Here is a 16,340-nt window from a genome sequence, read left to right as displayed (position 1 = left end):
CTGGCCAGTAACAAAGGCTTTCAGCCGTAGAGCAAACCACCCGTTCACACGGGTGGTTTTGATTTTACCTTTCGTTGTCGACGGGGTTCCCTCTCATTAGCCCTTCGAATTCTTTCATATCTTCATTGTTTAGTTCAGCAACATTATAAGGGTTTTTTTCTTTTTTATCTATTTTGATGCCCATTTTTTTGCCAATTGCGTCATTTAAAATACTTTCACGCCTTCCATCAAAGTTTGGTGTTGTTTCAACTCCAACATCATCACTTTCTCTCGGCATTGGGTTCAACTCCTTTCGTTCATAGCTTGGTTTTACATTCGCAAATTATACATGAATTCATTCTTTTTTTCATATTTATTTCTTGTACAATGAAAAGAAAAGGTAGGGGTGAAGTAAAAGAGTCTAAGCCGTAAAAAGAAAGGATTTGCAGGATGAGTGGGAACAATTCAAAAATAAGAACGATGCTTGCAGCGTTAATCAATGGCCATAAATTCAATATGTTCATTACAGTGCTTATTATTGTCAATGCGATCTTGATCGGGTTGGAGACGTACCCGGCTGTTTTTGAGCCGAACAAGAGAATGTTTCTTCTGCTGGATTACATCATTTTAATTATCTTTGCGATTGAAATTGCTCTAAAAATTATTGTTGAAAGAGCAAGTTTTTTTAAGAGCAACTGGAATATTTTTGATTTTATTATCGTGCTCGGAAGCGTCATTCTCTATAATACTCCCTATGTTAGTGTGTTAAGGATTTTTAGGGTGCTTCGAGTAATGCGTGCCATTACTGCCGTTCCTTCTTTAAGAAGAGTAGTCCGTGCGTTGTTTATGGCGATACCAACGATTACAAGTGTTATTATCGTCATGTCAATTATTTTCTATGTTTATGCGGTGATTGGGACAGCATTCTATTCAAAAATCGCGCCGGAGTACTTTGGGAACTTGCAACTTAGTCTTATCACGCTTTTCCAAGTTTTTACATTAGAATCATGGGCAAGTGGTGTATTTCGGCCAATTTTCGAAGAAATTGGCTGGTCATGGCTTTATTTTGTGTCGTTTATCATTATTGCTACGTTTATCATGATTAATCTTATTGTTGGTGAAATTGTAAATAATGCACAGAAAATATCGGAAGAAATTGAAAAAGAGACGAAAGAAATTAAAGATGATACATCAGAAATTGAAGATTTGAAATCAGACATAAAAGAACTAAAAACTATGTTGAAAAAATGAATAGAGAAACGTGATGGCAAAGCGGCTTCGGTTATCAGTGTGATTTCATGATGTAGAATCAGACTTTTTCCTTATTTTTTATAAAAAAAGGGAAAAGTTTTTTCTGTTTTTGATAGACTGTATAAGGCTAAGAAGAAAGGAAGTTGGTTTTATGGGCATTGCTTTTTTAGTGAAAGATTTTATAAACAATGATTTAGTTGTTCAATGGACGATCTATTTTCTCGGGTTTCATTTCATCGGTTTTTTCTATTTTTGGAAAGTCCACCCAAAATTATTTAAACCGAATGCAAGCGTTTTTCTTGCTGTTGTTTTTTCAAGCATTGGAATTGGCTTCGGGGAAGCATATAGCCGGCGTTTTTTAAGAGGCTTCTTCTTTTTAGGAGCCGTTACTGCATTTACAATCGCAAATAAAATCGAATGGATTCATTTGAGTGAGAGCACTTTTGAATTGAATCTTTTAGGATTGCTTTTTCTATCATTGCTCGATGCAGGAATTTGCGCGAGAGGCAGACAGAAAAAATTAATTGAAAAACGCATAGAGCAATTTTATCAAGAAAGAAAAGCTCAAATTGTAAATTTACATTCAAAAGGGTATGCCATTGCGGTTGATGCATCAATGCTTGTTCATGATTACGAAATTCTTGCCGAATTGGCTGAAGAACCTATTCAATTAACGATAAGCAACTCAACTTATGAAGTACTTGATGAATTGGGTGAATATGAATTCGATTTATGGGAAAATGTTATTCCGATTGTGAAAGACATTCTAAAAACCTATGAAAACAAAGGCATTTTAAAGGTTCTTGATGATCCAAATCCGGCTTTCCTTGAACGCTATGATCTTGGGGATGAACCTGAAGATAAAGAAATTGGAGCGTTTATGCATGAATCCCTCCATGGCAGCCAGAAAATGATCCTTTTTACATATGATGAAGCAGTAAAGTTGATCGCCCAAGATGTAGGTTTGCCTATCGCAGAAACATAAGAAGCAATGAAACCGAAAAGTTTCACTGCTTCTATTCTTTATTAGACCATTTTAGAAAAATTGATCCGTTTATTTAGCGCATACATAATCGGCGCACCAATAAGCATCACTGTTAATTCGCCGGCTGCCGTTGTAAGCCAGCCGAAGAAAAAAGGAACCCCAAAAGCCAGCTTTAATTCATACGCGATAATAAACATCGTAAACGTAAAGAGAGCGGTATTAAAAAGGAGGCGTGGCCATATTCCTTTAATAAATTTCTTTGCACCGATTAGGATAAGTAGTGTAATTAGCGAATGCCCGACACCAAAGATGAGATCGTATGCAACTAACGGTGAGAAAAAAAGATTCGTAAAAAAGACGCCTAACACCACTCCGAAAATATACTTCTTGTTAAAAACAACAAGATGATTAAATATCTCCGACACACGGAATTGTACATTCGTAAATCCAAACGGTTGGATTAGTGCGGATACAGCAATATACAATGCCGCTAAAATACCGTTGCTTACTAGCGTTTTTACATTCATATTCAATTGGCTCCTTAGTTTTTTTACGTGGGATGGTTTCGAACCACGGTGATTCTTCACAATTCATAAGTATAATAGAATCGTTGTTCGGCTGTCAAAACAAAGTTGTTCTGGCAGCTACCCAATGCCTTTTCCTGTCATACTGGCCGCAATAAACAAGAATTTAATGAATGCGCCAAGTAATTAGTCATTTTTTGTTTTGCCATAGTTGTTCCATCTTTCTTTTATAATTTTTTGTCGGATTGTGTTGGAATGGCTAAGTTGCCTTTAAAATTTTAAAAAAGAAGACGTTTTCAATAGACGAAGAAGGTGACTAGATGAAGAAAAAATTTAAATTTCCTCTAGCTTATCAAATCTTAGAATGTAATTATTTCTTCCTTACGGAAGCGGTCAAGGATTTAGAAAAGGAAAGTAAAGATATTAAAGAACAATTTTTTAATGGATTTTTATAATTGTTAAAAAATAAGAAGGTGGAAAATAATGAGTCTATATTTTCAAACTTATTTAAGGGTGCTTAAAAGTAACTTTATGTTAGTTGTCATGGCATCAGTCCTATTAGTTTTAACTTTTTTTATATGGGCTGGTTTTCCGTTCTTTTTAATTGGAGGCGCAGTAGCAGATTTAACTGCTAACTTAGCAATTATTCATTTTTGTATTTCACTTTCAAGGAGGACTACTTTTTTCCGTGTTCTTTGTGCCAATCAATCTAAAAGTTGCTAAAAATATAGCTAACATCAAACATCACAGTGTACTAAGTTCTTTTGTGATTATACAAACAATATGGACGTTAGTTTGTTCCGTCATTTTTGAAATAATTATGGGCATCGTTATTCAACTATAGGCGCATGAATTGAATTAGGAATCAATGAAAGGAAGGAATAGTTGAAGAAGGAATACAAACTTAATTACGGAATTATTGTCATTAGAAACGGTTTTTCAGGAGTTGGTTGAATGGAAAATTTAAATAAAATAGACTTTAGTTATTTTATCGGACAAGTTGTAACAGATGTAAATATTGATGAAAATCTGCCTTTGGGTATTATTTTTCAAAAAGGATGGCTAATGATCGAATGCCCTTGGAGAATTCGGAAAGGTAAAGAAATTATATTAGGTGAAACAGATTGTATATCCGAACCAAAAAAATTCTCACATAAAAACGTAAAAAATCTACTCGTTTCTAAGAAGATATTAAACATTTCATTTTATGAACAGCTAATATTTATTATAGAGTTTGAAGATAATCTTACCTTTGAATTATTTCACGCTAGCAGTTACTTCGAGGGATGGACACTACAAGGGGACAATGGATTTGACGTATTTACATTGCCTGGTGGGGAAGTCTGTTATTAAGCTAACGTATGCAATAGTGGAATGCCATTATTAGTCTTTAAAACATGTCTATAATGAAAACAAACTAGCCTTTTTGTTAATGGGTATTGATAAAGAGAATATTCTCGCTTTTGGTGTGCTAATCGTGTCCAAACTGTCTGAAAAACGAAAATAACCAACCTTAAGCCTGGCAAGTGAGTGATATTATCCCTTTTGTGTAGACAGTATGAAAAAACCATACTGCTATATAAGGGATTTATTTTGGCTTAAAAAAGGCAAAAACCATAAATTTGAAGGTGAAATGGCATATAAAGAACTTGCTAAGGAACTTGGTTTTCCTGACATACTTACTTATATTTATCGCTAGGTAAAAACGTATCGGGACTCGGGGAAGCAGGTCTTAATGATCATCGTGGGAAACCTAACTCACCTATACTTTAAAGAATTGTATATGTTCAAGGCTTGATCTAATTTTCTACTAAGTTCTAACGTTTCGTCATGATTTAATCCTTTAGTTACCCCAGAAAAAATCATTTCATCTCTTAGAAGTTTAATTTCATGTAAAAGCTTTTGTTTTACATCATTTTCAACATTATTCATTTCTACCCTCTCAAAACTCCCTATTTAGTATTTTCTAAACATACAAGAAAGAATTTTAGCAATTGTTTTAATAAAATACAAGCTTGTTGCAGTTTTTAGAAAATTAAAAATAATATCCATGATTTAGGGATTCAAAAAACGTCAATATAAACATATTTCAGACCGTCTTAAGCTTGGAAGTTTTGCTATTTAAACTGTAACAAAATAATGAACATCTTAATTTAGATGGCAAAATCCGCTGCAAAAGCGGTTTTATACTGTTTTTGTTCAGAAAATGTTCAGAAACGCAATGTATATTTCAAGGACATTAGACACAATCAAAATAGCGAACAAAGTGATGTTAAGACATCTAATGCAGGGATAAAAGCAACGATTCGTAAGGAGAAAGTCTCGTATTGCGGGAGAACGATGAAATAATTTTTGTTTCAAGCAATATTTTTGAAAATGATGAAAGGAGAATGGAATTGAGAAAAAAAATAAGTCTTATTGCGTTCATATTTATTCTAGTTTCCCATACGATTGCAGGTGGAATCGGGGTTCCCCATACGGCAATAGCAAAGGAACTAGGACAAAGTATATTGACAAACGTGAAGTTGAAGGATGAAAATGGTTCAATTATCGATGCCGGTAAAAATCATAATCATCTATCAAACTTAGATTCCGTGGTAAATGTGAATTATGATTGGACCTTAACAGGGTTGGAGGTAAACGGCGGGGATACATACTCATTTAAGCTTCCTGCGCAACTAAAGGTTCAAAAGAAACAACAAGGTAAAATAACATCGTCGGATAATATAGAAGTAGGCACTTTCAATGTTGCTGCAGACGGCACCGTAACAGTTACTTTCAATGAAGAAGTAAAAAACCATGCTGGTTCTGGTGGAAAGTTAACGATTGCAGCAGCTTTTAATAAGGAAATTATAGGCGGTAATGAAAAAATATCTATTCCTTTTAATTTAAAGGAACAAAAAAAGGTTATCAATGTTTCTTTTGAGGTTGATTCCAAACAGGAATCGGAAAAAATTCAAAAGGAAGATGAGAAAAACCAAAATGTGGAAGCAGAAGAAAAAAAAGACGAAAAAGTTGCAGATGAAAAAGACGAAGTAATCGCGGAGACGGAAGAAGCAGCGAAAGATGAAGACAAAGATATTGAAGATAATGATGAAGAAAACTTAACAGTAGAGACTCAAGACAAAGAAAAGGTTGAATCAGACTCAGATATTCAAGTGTTAAATGATGAAGAGCAACGAGAGCCAAAACTAATCGAGGAAAATATCATTAAAAATGGAACGTTAGTATTAGAAAAATCTGATGGTACATTTGTTAAAGAAAATGACACCCTTACTCCGGGAGATAAATTTCAACTAAAATTCGATTGGGAGTTGCCTGAAAACCATGAATACATCGCAGGTGATACATTCGAATTGCAATTACCTGAACAACTAAAAATTTATAATGAGATTACCGGTGAGTTATCAGAATTCGGATCGTATAAAGTTACTGAAGATGGAAAGGTTACCTTCACTTTTAATGAATCCATTAAAAATCATTCATTTGTCCACGGATATTTTCATGTAGAGACAGAATTAAATGAAGAAAAACTGACATCAACAGAAGATGTTTTGGAATTTAAAGTGAACGATGAGGTTGTAGAAAAAATCGCTGTGAACTATAAGCCAAAGGGTGGGCAAGCAATCGCTAAATCCGGTAAACCGGCAAATGGCAATAATTTCAATGCAGATGAAATTGAATGGACAGTGATTGTTAATACAACAAGGGAGTCATTAACAAAGGCAATCATTGAAGACGAAATATTAGCTGGGCAAGAGTTAATTATTGATTCTATTGAATTGAAGGAAGCTGAAGTAAATTTACAAGGTGTCATTATTAAAGAAAAAGACGTTGTAGACGTTGGTGATGGCAATAAGTCAACGGCCGAAAAATTATTGCTTGAACTTGGCGATACAAATAAAGCTTATAAACTTACGTTTAAAACAAAAGTGAAAGAAGAAGAAAAAGATAAAGAAGGCGTAACTGTTTATAAAAATACTGCGAGGTTGACTTCGGATAATAAAGACGGTGCCCAAGCAGGTGCATCCGTTTCTATTACACGCCCTGAATCACTTGTGAAAACATCCAATGCCTTCAATAAAGGGGACCGCTCAGTAGAATGGGAAGTGAAAGCAAACTTTAACGAAAAGAATCTTAAAAAAGGAGATACAGTAACAGACGAATTTACCTTTACTGTCGGTAAGGAACAGTACAATGATAAATTTGAAGTTGTTGACATTGAGATTTTACAAGTAGATGCCTTTGATGAAAACGGCAATGCTACGAAAACTTCCGACGCTTCTCGCATATTTGGATATCACATAGAAGGCAATAAAGTGACATACACATTGAAAGAAAATACGAACAAAGCGTTTATCTTCAAATATAAAACGAAGCTAAAAGAAGGCGAATATATTACCCATGATGGAAAAATTACAAATAAAGTAACGCTTGATGGCGAAACAAAAACAAGCAGTCAAGGCGTATACCAGCAAGTGGGTAAAAAAGAGCATGCTGCGATTAACTATGAAACTAAAACAATCGATTGGAAAATCACAATCAATGCAGATAAACAAGATTTGCGCAATTTCAAGTTAAAGGATGACTTTTCAGGATCCGGTCAAAAACTTGTAAATGGTTCAATAAAGATTGAGCCTGAGGCAGCTAATGCCAAAATTAACATTAATGAAAATGATGAAGGCTTTGAGATAGACTTTGGTAATATAACTAGAGATTATACCATTACTTACCAAACAACATTTGATTATGACTTTGGCAGCGAGGACAAAAAACCAAACTTCGTTAACAAGGTAAAATTATCATATGAAACGAGCGACGGAACAGAATATGGGCTCGACCTTGAAGACAAAGTCGATCCAAATACTCAAACGAAAAGCAACGGTGCGAAAAAAGGTGAACCTAATCAACAAACAAAAGAAATCACCTGGTCAGTGGATATTAACTACAACAAGTTAAAATTAGATAATGCAAGATTCGAAGATAAAATTGCAGACAATCAATCACTAGTAGAAGGCTCAGTTAAAGTTTATGAAACTACTATCAAGTCTGATGGTGGTGTAAATGTTGGCGATGAAGTAACGGATCAATTCAAAAATACAACTACTATAGATAACGATAAAATTACTATTGATTTCGGGGAAATCAACAAAAGTTATCGTATTGAATTTAAAACCGTTGACAAAGATGGCATCTATAACCGCGGTGAAAAATATGAAAACACAGCACAATTTATCCCGCGCAAAGACGAAACGCATAACTTAAATGCACATGTTCAATTGCCTCATCAAGGAGAATTTTTAGGTAAAAAAGGTGCCCACAATAAAGAAGATTGGACAATTGATTGGCAAATCGTTGTAAACAAATCAAAGTCTAAATTAACGGATATAATCGTAGCTGATGATTTGGGCGATGAAAAGTTACAGCTTTTACTTGAAGATACGATTAAAGTGACAAAAGAAGGATCAAACGAGACTTTAGCCGCCGATGAAGATTATGAGTTAGAAGTGAACGGAAACGGGTTCAAGCTGAAATTTATTAATGAATTTAAGGAAACAAATGAAACGTTCATCGTAAGCTACTCGTCCTATATATTGGCTCAAGAAACTGTTGACTTAAAAAATTTAGCAAATGTTTCTTCAAATAGTGAAATAGTTGGACAGACAGAAAAAGTAGATACTATTCATGTAGGAATTAGTACAGGCGGCGGTGGCGCCGAAGGTGTCACTGGAGATCTTCACCTGAAGAAATTTGAAGCTGGTTCGAACAAACCACTTGAAAATGTCGCTTTCGTATTAAAAACAAAAATCGGCAATAAAGAAATTACCGTTCGAGAAGGAACGACGGATTCAGAAGGTAAACTTTACTGGCCAGGACTAAAATATGGTAAGTACACATTAGAAGAGACGGTACCTGAAGGCTATTTAGCTGAAACACCATTAGAAATCGAACTTGTACGTGATCAGATGCCTGATGGGGTCAAAACGGTTGAGATTAAAAACAAACGTCAAGAAGGCACAGCAAAAATCATCAAACAAGATGCAGTAACAAAAGAGAAGCTAGCAAATGCAACTTTCAAAATCACTAATTTGGAAACAAATCAAGACTTCACATTAACGACTAATGAACAGGGTATTGCAGAAGCAGATGTTCCTTTTGGTGAGTACTCTGTAAAAGAAATTAAAGCTCCCAAAGGATATAAAAATGCAAAAGAGCTTAAGAATATTAAAATTGAAATCGGAAAAACAACAGAAATTACGATTGATAACCATGCAGTCGTCAATGTTTCCGGAGAGAAAACATGGATCGATGGCAATGAGACAAATCGTCCAGAGTCAATTACTGTTCAACTATTAAATGGTGATACAGTTATCCAAGAAAAAGAGGTAACTTCTAATGACAATTGGAAGTACACATTTACAGACTTGCCGAAGTATGACGAAAGTGGAAAGGAAATCAATTATACAATTAAAGAAGTTCCAGTAAATGGATATATTACGAATATTGATGGAGTCAATCTCATTAATATTGAAAAGACTAAATTAGATGGAGAAAAAACATGGAAAGATGGCAATTCAGAAGAACGTCCAAAATCGATCACTGTTCAAGTATTAGACGGTGACACGGTTGCTGCAGAGAAAGAAGTAACATCTGATGATAATTGGAAATACACATTTACAGAGTTACCTAAATATGATTCTGAAGGCAAAGTAATTAACTATACGATTAACGAATTACCCGTCCCAGGATATCATGCAGAAATAAATGGAACGAATATTACAAACACGAAATCAGCGAAAATAGATGTTGAAGGAACCAAAACATGGAAGGATGGGAATGCAAAAGATCGTCCAGATTTTATTACAGTTAAGCTTCTAGCAAATGGCGAAGAAGTAGCCGCTAAAAAAGTAACAGCTGAAGATAATTGGAAATATAGTTTTACAGATTTACCTGCCTATGATAATGAAGGTTTAGCAATTGAGTACACAATTAATGAAGCAAAGGTAGAAGGTTACAAGTCGATAGTAGAAGGCTACAATATCACAAACCTTCGTGTAGGCAAAACATCCGTAGAAGGTACAAAGACTTGGAAAGACGATGACTCCAAAGAACGTCCGAAAAAGATCGAAGTTCATCTTTTACAAAATGGTAAGATGATTGATACGCAAGAAGTCTCGGCTGAAACTGACTGGAAGTACAGCTTCTCTATTTTGGATGAATTTGACAAAGATGGTGCAGCTTACAAATACACAGTCGGAGAAAAGCCAGTGGCCGGTTACAAATCAATTGTAGAAGGCTACGATATCACGAATGTACGCGTGGGCAAAACATCTGTAGAAGGTAAAAAATCATGGAAAGACGATAACGCTAAGGATCGTCCAAAATCCATTAAAGTAAACCTCCTTCAAAATGGTGTTGTAGTAGACACGAAGGAAGTAACAAAAGAAAATGGTTGGAAATACAGCTTCACAGATTTAGCCAAGTACGATGAAGAAGGTAAAGCATATGCCTACACTGTAAAAGAGCAAGGTGTTCCAGGCTACAAATCAGAAGTGAATGGATATGACATCACGAATACAAGATCTGATAAAACATCTATTATCGTAACAAAAGGCTGGAAAGATGATAATTCCAACGATCGCCCCGATGCAATTACAGTGAACCTCTTGCAAAATGGCAAAGTAATAGATACGGTAGAAGTAACAGCAGCTGGCAGTTGGACATATGAGTTCACAGATTTAGAAGCTTATGATTCAGAAGGAGTTGCGTACGAATACGCTGTAGAAGAAGAAGCGGTAGAAGGTTACGAATCAACAGTAGATGGCTTCGATATCACGAATCTGCGAGTAAGTACAACATCTGTTGAAGTAACAAAAACATGGAAAGACGATAATTCATCAAACCGTCCAGAAATGATAAAAGTTGATCTTCTTCAAAATGGCAAAATAATCCATACAGAAGAAGTAACAGCCGACACTGATTGGAAATATACCTTTACTGGTTTAGATAAATATGATGAAGAAGGTAAAGAGTATACGTACACAGTTGCGGAGCAGCCAGTTGAAGGATACAAATCAACCGTTAAAGAAACAGATGCTGGATTTGAAATAACAAACATTCTTGTTACAGAACCTGAAGAGCCAGGAACGGATCCAGGAACAGATCCAAAAGAACCAGGCACAGATCCTAAAGATCCAGGAAAAGACCCGGGTACAGATCCAAAAGTTCCAAGTACGGGCCCTGCAGATCCTGGAAAAGTACTGGGCACAGATACAACACAACCAACTAAGCCGGATGATGACAGCGGAAAAACTGGCAACAATTTACCGAAAACAGCAACAAACTTCTTTAACTTAATTTTAATAGGCGTAAGTCTACTTATTGCTGGGATTGCTCTTCTATTATATAGAAGGAGATCTGCATAGCAAAAGGAACTTTCACATACTGCATTGTGTGTGAAAGTTCCTTTTATATAATAATCATAATGATCAGAAATCATATGTAGATGCTAATTAAATTTCGAATGGATGAGACGATAATATAATAAAAGGGGGATGCTTTGTGCGGGCTATTTTAGTTGATGATGAGCCTTTAATTCTTGCTCATTTTGAAAAAATAGTAAAAGATATTCACGGCATTGAAATTATTGGAGTATTCATTAATCCAAATGAAGCATTAACAGCAATTTTACAAACGAAGCCGGACGTTGTTTTTCTTGATATTGAAATGCCAGAGTTAAACGGGCTAGAGGTTGCTGAGCAGATTCAAAGTTCCTTTCCCCAAACAAATATTGTGTTTATTACAGCTTACAGTGACTATGCTGTTAAAGCTTTTGAACTAAATGCTGTTGACTATCTGTTGAAGCCCGTGAGGCATGAGCGATTAGTTGAAACCATCCGCCGTCTTAACAAAAGCAATACACACCCAAAAGCACCTACCCGTGCTCCAATGATCTGTTGCTTCCAATCCCTTCAATTTAAATGGTCTAATGATTTGTCCCAAAAGCTGGATGTTCGCTGGAGAACAAACAAAGCGAGAGAGCTATTCGCCTTCCTCGTCCATTATCGTCAAAAACCTGTGCGCAAAGATATGATACTCGATTTGTTTTGGCCCGACACCGATTGGGATAAAGGATTTACGCAATTATATACAGCGATTTACCAAATACGCAAGACGCTTGGCTCAATTAATTTTGATATTAGAATAACAAGTCATGAGAATAGTTACATGCTTGATTTGAACGAGGTTAAGGTGGATGTCGATGAATGGGAGAAAGGGATCAATGAATGCTCTTCCGTTACAAGAGATACGCTGCCAGTGCATCAAAAATTAATAGATCTATTTCAAGGGGATTACTTAGCTGAAAATGATTTCATATGGGCTGAAAATGAGAGGGAAAGGCTTAGAACTCTTTGGCTAAACCATGTCACGAAAGTGAGTAAATTTTTAGTTGCCAATGGTGAATATGCAAAGGCAGTTGAGCTGTATGATCGTATACAGAAACGTCATCCCCACGTGGAGGACAGTTATTTTATGCTTATGCAATTGTACGATAGACTCGGTGAACGATATTATGTTGAACAGCAATATGAAAAATTAACAAAGATGCTGGCAGACGAATTTTCAGTTAGACCAAGACAAGAGGTACAAATCTGGCATCGAAATTGGAAGAAAAATTTACGATGAGGAATATACTCAGCATTATTTTAATTGTGGCGGGAATGTTTTTTTTAACAGTCTCGCTTTATCAAATCTATCAGCATAAGGCAGGCACAACGAAAGCGTTGGAAAAAGCTGAACAGCTTGTTTCGCAAAAAAAAGATCAACCAAATAGTAGAAGCCAATTTTCTCCAAAAGAAAATGATGTGATTGGAGTTCTTCATATTCCCAAAATTGAAGGTTTGTTGCCTATTGTAGAAGGAACTGATGAAGAAATGCTTGAAAAAGGTGTCGGACATTATTCAGACACAGTATTTCCTGGAGATAAAGAGCAAATTCTTTTATCGGGCCATAGAGATACGGTTTTCAGGAATTTTGGCGAGTTGGAAGTTGGTGATCGCTTTATTGTAGAAATGCCTTATGGCAAATTTGAATACGAGATGAAAGAATCAGAGATTGTGAGTGCAGATGACAGAACAGTGATCGGAGCGAAAGGTGAGGAAGTGTTGACATTGTCAACATGTCATCCGTTCAGTTATATCGGCTCTGCGCCGGATCGATATATTATTTATGCTTATCCTGTGGAGTAAATAGAATGGGAGAAAAGGGAAAAATGAAATATATTCTTACTTACGTTCTGGAAGACTCTGAAGAGCGATTAGCTTTACTTGAGGCGAAAGATTATTATTCAGCCGAATGTAAAGCGAGAGAAATTTTAAGAAAGCTTTCCATCTCTAGTCGTAGAACATATTGTTTTATTGAACTGCAATCTTTGAACGAAATTAAAAAGCTGGATGCGTTGGCAGATTGAAGACGCATCTAGCTTTTTTGTTCAAGCGGGGGTGGCATTTTTGGTATTTTAAAATGAATCGTCGTTCCTTGATTTGGAATGCTGTGAATTTGTAATCCTCGTCCATATAATTTCTTCAAGCGTTGGTGGGTGTTGTTAACACCAATTCCTTGTGTTTTTTCAGAAAGCAACTGTCGTACTTTTTCGCTATCCATCCCAACTCCGTTATCGATAATGGTTATGATTGTGTCATTAAGGAAATGGGTAATTTTAATTTGGACTGTACCGCCTTGAATACGCTTTAAGATTCCATGTTTAATCGCATTCTCAACGAGTGGCTGTATCGAAAGAGGGGGTATCTGGATCTGTTTGATCGTTTCATCTATATCCCATTCAATATGTAGCCGATCGCCAAAACGTGCTTTTTCGATATATAAGTAAGAGCGTAGAAGTTCGAGTTCATGCTCAAGTGGGACGACTCGCTGCAAGTTTTGCGGATCAAAGCTCCTCCTTAAATAATTTCCAAATTCCTCTAGAAGCGAGGTCATTCTATCTGAATCAATCTCGCTAAGTGAAGCGATGGTATTTAATGTATTGAATAAGAAGTGGGGCTGAATTTGGGCTTGAAGCCATGCAGCTTCCATGCGCAGCCGTTCATTTATCGATTGCTTTAAATTAGTAAGTGCGTTCACTCGGGTTTTTAATTCTAATCCGCGGAGTGGTTTTGTTACGTAATCGTTAGCTCCCGAGAGGAAGCCTGAAACGATATCCTCGGGTTGGCTTCTTGCCGTTAATAGCAGGATAGGCAATTCTGTGATAGAAAATAATTCACGCGTTTTTCGCGTTAGTTCATACCCTGACATAATAGGCATCATAACATCAGCGATCATTAAATCCCACTCTTTTTGATTTAAGTAGCTGAGTGCTTTTTTACCGCTTGTTGCCGTTACAAGCTCGTATTGTTCGGGCGGCAAAATATCGGACAAAATCTTTAAATTAACGGGATCATCGTCTACCGCTAATATTTTTGGCCTTTCAATTAATTGGTTATCTGTAGCTATATTTGTAGCGTCGACATAAGTTAACGGAGAATCGGTATCAACTGCCATTTCTTCTTTTACTGTTTTATGCTGTTGTTCGTTGAAATGCTCCGATGTTTCTGCAAGAGGTAATGTAAAGGTAAATTCAGAGCCTTTACCTGGAACGGAGTTAACTTGCAACATCCCATCATGCATCTCGATGAGTTCTTTGCAAATGCTTAGTCCAAGTCCAAGTCCGCCTTCGTTTGCTGTTACATTCGGATTGCCTTGTTCATATGGTTGAAAGATTCTTTTTTGTGTTTCTTTATCGATGCCAATTCCCGTGTCTTTTATATGAATAGACGCCATACCGTTTCGAACGCTCGCATGAATAGAAATGACCCCATCATTCGTAAATTTGACTGCATTATGAAGCAAGTTGTACAAAATTTGAATCAATCGATTTTTGTCAGCTAAGACAGGAGGGAATGATTCAGGAATCTCGATGTTGAATTTGATATTCTTATTTTTCGCCATGAATCGAATCATGTCGAAAGCTCCAGAAGTTATCGTTTGAATAGAAACAGGTTGTTTATTCAGGCGAATCCCTTGTTCTTTCAGGCGCGTTATATCAATTAAATCGTCAAGCATAAGCGACAGCCGTCGACCGATTGTAATGAGTAGTTCCAGATTATTTTTCGTTTTTTCATTCAAAGTGTTTTTCTCGTGAGTTACGATCGATTCTGCGATATTAATCATACCGTGTAATGGGTTACGTAACTCATGTGATGTATTGGCAAGAAATCCATCTTTTCGCTTGTCTTCGTTTTGTAGCTTTTTTACCAATTCTTCATTTTCATCAGTCGTTTGGAAGAAACGTTTGAACCAATATGCAGAAAAAGTAAAAAGCGCAAAAATAAGATCAAAAGGATAGAACGTTGGCTCATAAGTAAAGAAACTGGTGTGAATAATTCCCCAAATTACACTGGAAGAGGTGCTTATTGCAGCAAACCAAAGAAGCAAGTATTGTTGTGTGCCTTTTAAAAGGATTTTTAAAATAAAAATTGAAATGGCGAAATACGAAAGTGCACTTAAAATAAAAAATACAGGCAATGCCAGCATGGTGTACTTTAATGGCGTGACAACGATAAAAATAGCTTCAGTGATTAAAAAAATACTAAAAAAATGAATGATCCGATTCTTCTTGTATAACGGAAAAAAATGCTTAATAAATAGAAGAAAAAATAGCGCGATTCCTGCATAGGATAGTCTAGCTAATTTAAAAGTCCATTCAAAAGTAGTAGGTAACCAGGCCACTAGCAATTTATCATCTGTAAGCATTATGGAAAGCGCAGCACAAAACATCGCTAATGAGAAGAAAAGGAATTCCTTTTTCCTCGGTCTTAAAAAAAATAAAATCAAAGTATATATCCCATGAATTAACATAATAACAGACATTAAAACCTGTAGACCAATGGACAGCATATTCTTGTTGCTTATGGAAGAATCAGTACCAAACTTAATCGATTTAGTGATTCCACCCGTATTGGGAAATTCATAGTTTGATACATGAATAACAATCTCAATTTCTTCATTCGAACCTGCTGTAAACGATGCAAAATCGGGCGTGTAATTTGCCTGGTGTTTGTTAAACTTTTCTGACGGATGACCATTTGCAATTATGGCGTGCCCGTTTGCAAATACAGTATATGCTGTTCGGATGGAGGGCGTTTTCAATCCGTATAATTGCTTTGTATCTTCATTTACTAGGATGCGAAGTCGGTATGTTCCAAAGTCAGAAGGTGAATTCGTTTCGTTAGGAATGAATTTGTTCCATTTTCTTGGAACCGGTATCAGTTCCTTTTGTTCGGTAAAAGAATGGCTTTCTATCTGTTCAGCTGTTAATAGTGTATTAGGGTAAAATTCCCACTCTCCATCAAGTGTTAAGATTGGGCTTTCTGAAAAGTCCCATTTTCGCAGATCTAATACTCCTCGTTTGGCTTGGGGCTGATCAGGCATTAAGTTAGAGGTAATCCAGACAATCCGAAAACTAGTAATGATGAGTAAAAATAAACTTGTAAAAAGGAAAATTTTTCTTTTTGTCATTTTCTATAATTATTGCGATAAAATAA

12 protein-coding genes and 1 riboswitch are annotated in these 16,340 nt (G+C 35.9%); of the genes, 8 read left to right on the top strand and 4 right to left on the bottom strand.

Annotated elements, in window-relative coordinates; all coding sequences use genetic code 11:
• Positions 1-64: 64 nt before the first annotated feature.
• Positions 65-277, bottom strand: a complete 213-nt coding sequence (locus tag DCC39_RS13225) for a hypothetical protein (RefSeq protein WP_116555382.1) — start codon at positions 275-277, stop codon at positions 65-67.
• Between the two features lie 152 nt (positions 278-429).
• Here DCC39_RS13225 and DCC39_RS13220 point away from each other — a divergent pair, with 152 nt between their 5' ends.
• Both DCC39_RS13220 and DCC39_RS13215 read left to right on the top strand, forming a co-directional pair.
• Positions 430-1,230, top strand: a complete 801-nt coding sequence (locus tag DCC39_RS13220; protein WP_116555381.1) for an ion transporter — start codon at positions 430-432, stop codon at positions 1,228-1,230.
• Positions 1,231-1,381: 151 nt separating this feature from the next.
• A complete protein-coding gene (locus tag DCC39_RS13215; protein ID WP_116555380.1) occupies positions 1,382-2,215 on the top strand; it encodes a hypothetical protein in 834 nt (277 codons plus the stop codon).
• 41 nt (positions 2,216-2,256) lie between these two features.
• On the opposite strand, the gene DCC39_RS13210 is transcribed toward DCC39_RS13215, so the two are convergent.
• Positions 2,257-2,742, bottom strand: a complete 486-nt coding sequence (locus tag DCC39_RS13210) for a QueT transporter family protein (protein WP_116555379.1) — start codon at positions 2,740-2,742, stop codon at positions 2,257-2,259.
• An 8-nt stretch (positions 2,743-2,750) separates the two neighbouring features.
• Positions 2,751-2,795, bottom strand: a riboswitch (PreQ1 riboswitch).
• Between the two features lie 264 nt (positions 2,796-3,059).
• Between DCC39_RS13210 and DCC39_RS19650 the strand changes: the two genes are divergently transcribed.
• Positions 3,060-3,194, top strand: a complete 135-nt coding sequence (locus DCC39_RS19650; RefSeq protein ID WP_276309921.1) for a hypothetical protein — start codon at positions 3,060-3,062, stop codon at positions 3,192-3,194.
• Positions 3,195-3,693: 499 nt separating this feature from the next.
• Positions 3,694-4,092, top strand: coding sequence for a hypothetical protein (locus tag DCC39_RS13200; protein WP_116555377.1), 399 nt, complete (start codon positions 3,694-3,696; stop codon positions 4,090-4,092).
• A 405-nt stretch (positions 4,093-4,497) separates the two neighbouring features.
• Here the strand turns inward: DCC39_RS13200 and DCC39_RS13195 are convergent, their stop codons facing one another.
• On the bottom strand, positions 4,498-4,671 hold the full coding sequence (locus tag DCC39_RS13195; RefSeq protein ID WP_116555376.1) for an aspartyl-phosphate phosphatase Spo0E family protein: 174 nt from the start codon (positions 4,669-4,671) through the stop codon (positions 4,498-4,500).
• A 464-nt stretch (positions 4,672-5,135) separates the two neighbouring features.
• Here DCC39_RS13195 and DCC39_RS13190 point away from each other — a divergent pair, with 464 nt between their 5' ends.
• The 4 genes from DCC39_RS13190 to DCC39_RS13175 all read left to right on the top strand — a co-directional run bounded on the left by DCC39_RS13190 (position 5,136) and on the right by DCC39_RS13175 (position 13,210).
• Complete coding sequence (locus DCC39_RS13190; RefSeq protein ID WP_165820871.1) at positions 5,136-11,165, top strand: Cna B-type domain-containing protein; 6,030 nt, start codon at positions 5,136-5,138, stop codon at positions 11,163-11,165.
• 136 nt (positions 11,166-11,301) lie between these two features.
• Complete coding sequence (locus tag DCC39_RS13185) at positions 11,302-12,426, top strand: response regulator (RefSeq protein ID WP_240613646.1); 1,125 nt, start codon at positions 11,302-11,304, stop codon at positions 12,424-12,426.
• Entirely contained in the window at positions 12,423-12,989 is a 567-nt protein-coding gene (locus tag DCC39_RS13180) for a class D sortase (protein WP_116555384.1), read from the top strand. The genes DCC39_RS13185 and DCC39_RS13180 overlap by 4 nt, the downstream gene beginning before the upstream one ends.
• A 5-nt stretch (positions 12,990-12,994) precedes the next feature.
• Positions 12,995-13,210: a hypothetical protein gene (locus tag DCC39_RS13175; RefSeq protein WP_116555374.1), complete on the top strand. Its 216-nt coding sequence runs from the start codon at positions 12,995-12,997 to the stop codon at positions 13,208-13,210.
• An 8-nt stretch (positions 13,211-13,218) separates the two neighbouring features.
• Here the strand turns inward: DCC39_RS13175 and DCC39_RS13170 are convergent, their stop codons facing one another.
• The gene (locus DCC39_RS13170; RefSeq protein WP_116555373.1) at positions 13,219-16,314 is read right to left on the bottom strand and encodes a hybrid sensor histidine kinase/response regulator; all 3,096 of its coding nucleotides are present in this window, start codon (positions 16,312-16,314) and stop codon (positions 13,219-13,221) included.
• Positions 16,315-16,340: the final 26 nt, after the last annotated feature.

It is taken from the genome of Pueribacillus theae (genome assembly GCF_003097615.1).
Taxonomy (GTDB): Bacteria; Bacillota; Bacilli; order Bacillales; family UBA6769; genus Pueribacillus; species Pueribacillus theae.
Note: the sequence above shows the minus strand (reverse complement) of the source record. Positions and strands in the feature narration are given on the sequence as shown.

Coding starts and splice junctions, on each gene's coding strand:
- DCC39_RS19650 (WP_276309921.1), top strand. CDS start 3,060: ATGAAGAAAAAATTTAAATTTCCTCTAGCTTATCAAATCTTAGAATGT.
- DCC39_RS13220 (WP_116555381.1), top strand. CDS start 430: ATGAGTGGGAACAATTCAAAAATAAGAACGATGCTTGCAGCGTTAATC.
- DCC39_RS13225 (WP_116555382.1), bottom strand. CDS start 277: ATGCCGAGAGAAAGTGATGATGTTGGAGTTGAAACAACACCAAACTTT.
- DCC39_RS13180 (WP_116555384.1), top strand. CDS start 12,423: ATGAGGAATATACTCAGCATTATTTTAATTGTGGCGGGAATGTTTTTT.
- DCC39_RS13210 (WP_116555379.1), bottom strand. CDS start 2,742: ATGAATGTAAAAACGCTAGTAAGCAACGGTATTTTAGCGGCATTGTAT.
- DCC39_RS13200 (WP_116555377.1), top strand. CDS start 3,694: ATGGAAAATTTAAATAAAATAGACTTTAGTTATTTTATCGGACAAGTT.
- DCC39_RS13215 (WP_116555380.1), top strand. CDS start 1,382: ATGGGCATTGCTTTTTTAGTGAAAGATTTTATAAACAATGATTTAGTT.
- DCC39_RS13195 (WP_116555376.1), bottom strand. CDS start 4,671: ATGAATAATGTTGAAAATGATGTAAAACAAAAGCTTTTACATGAAATT.
- DCC39_RS13170 (WP_116555373.1), bottom strand. CDS start 16,314: ATGACAAAAAGAAAAATTTTCCTTTTTACAAGTTTATTTTTACTCATC.
- DCC39_RS13175 (WP_116555374.1), top strand. CDS start 12,995: ATGGGAGAAAAGGGAAAAATGAAATATATTCTTACTTACGTTCTGGAA.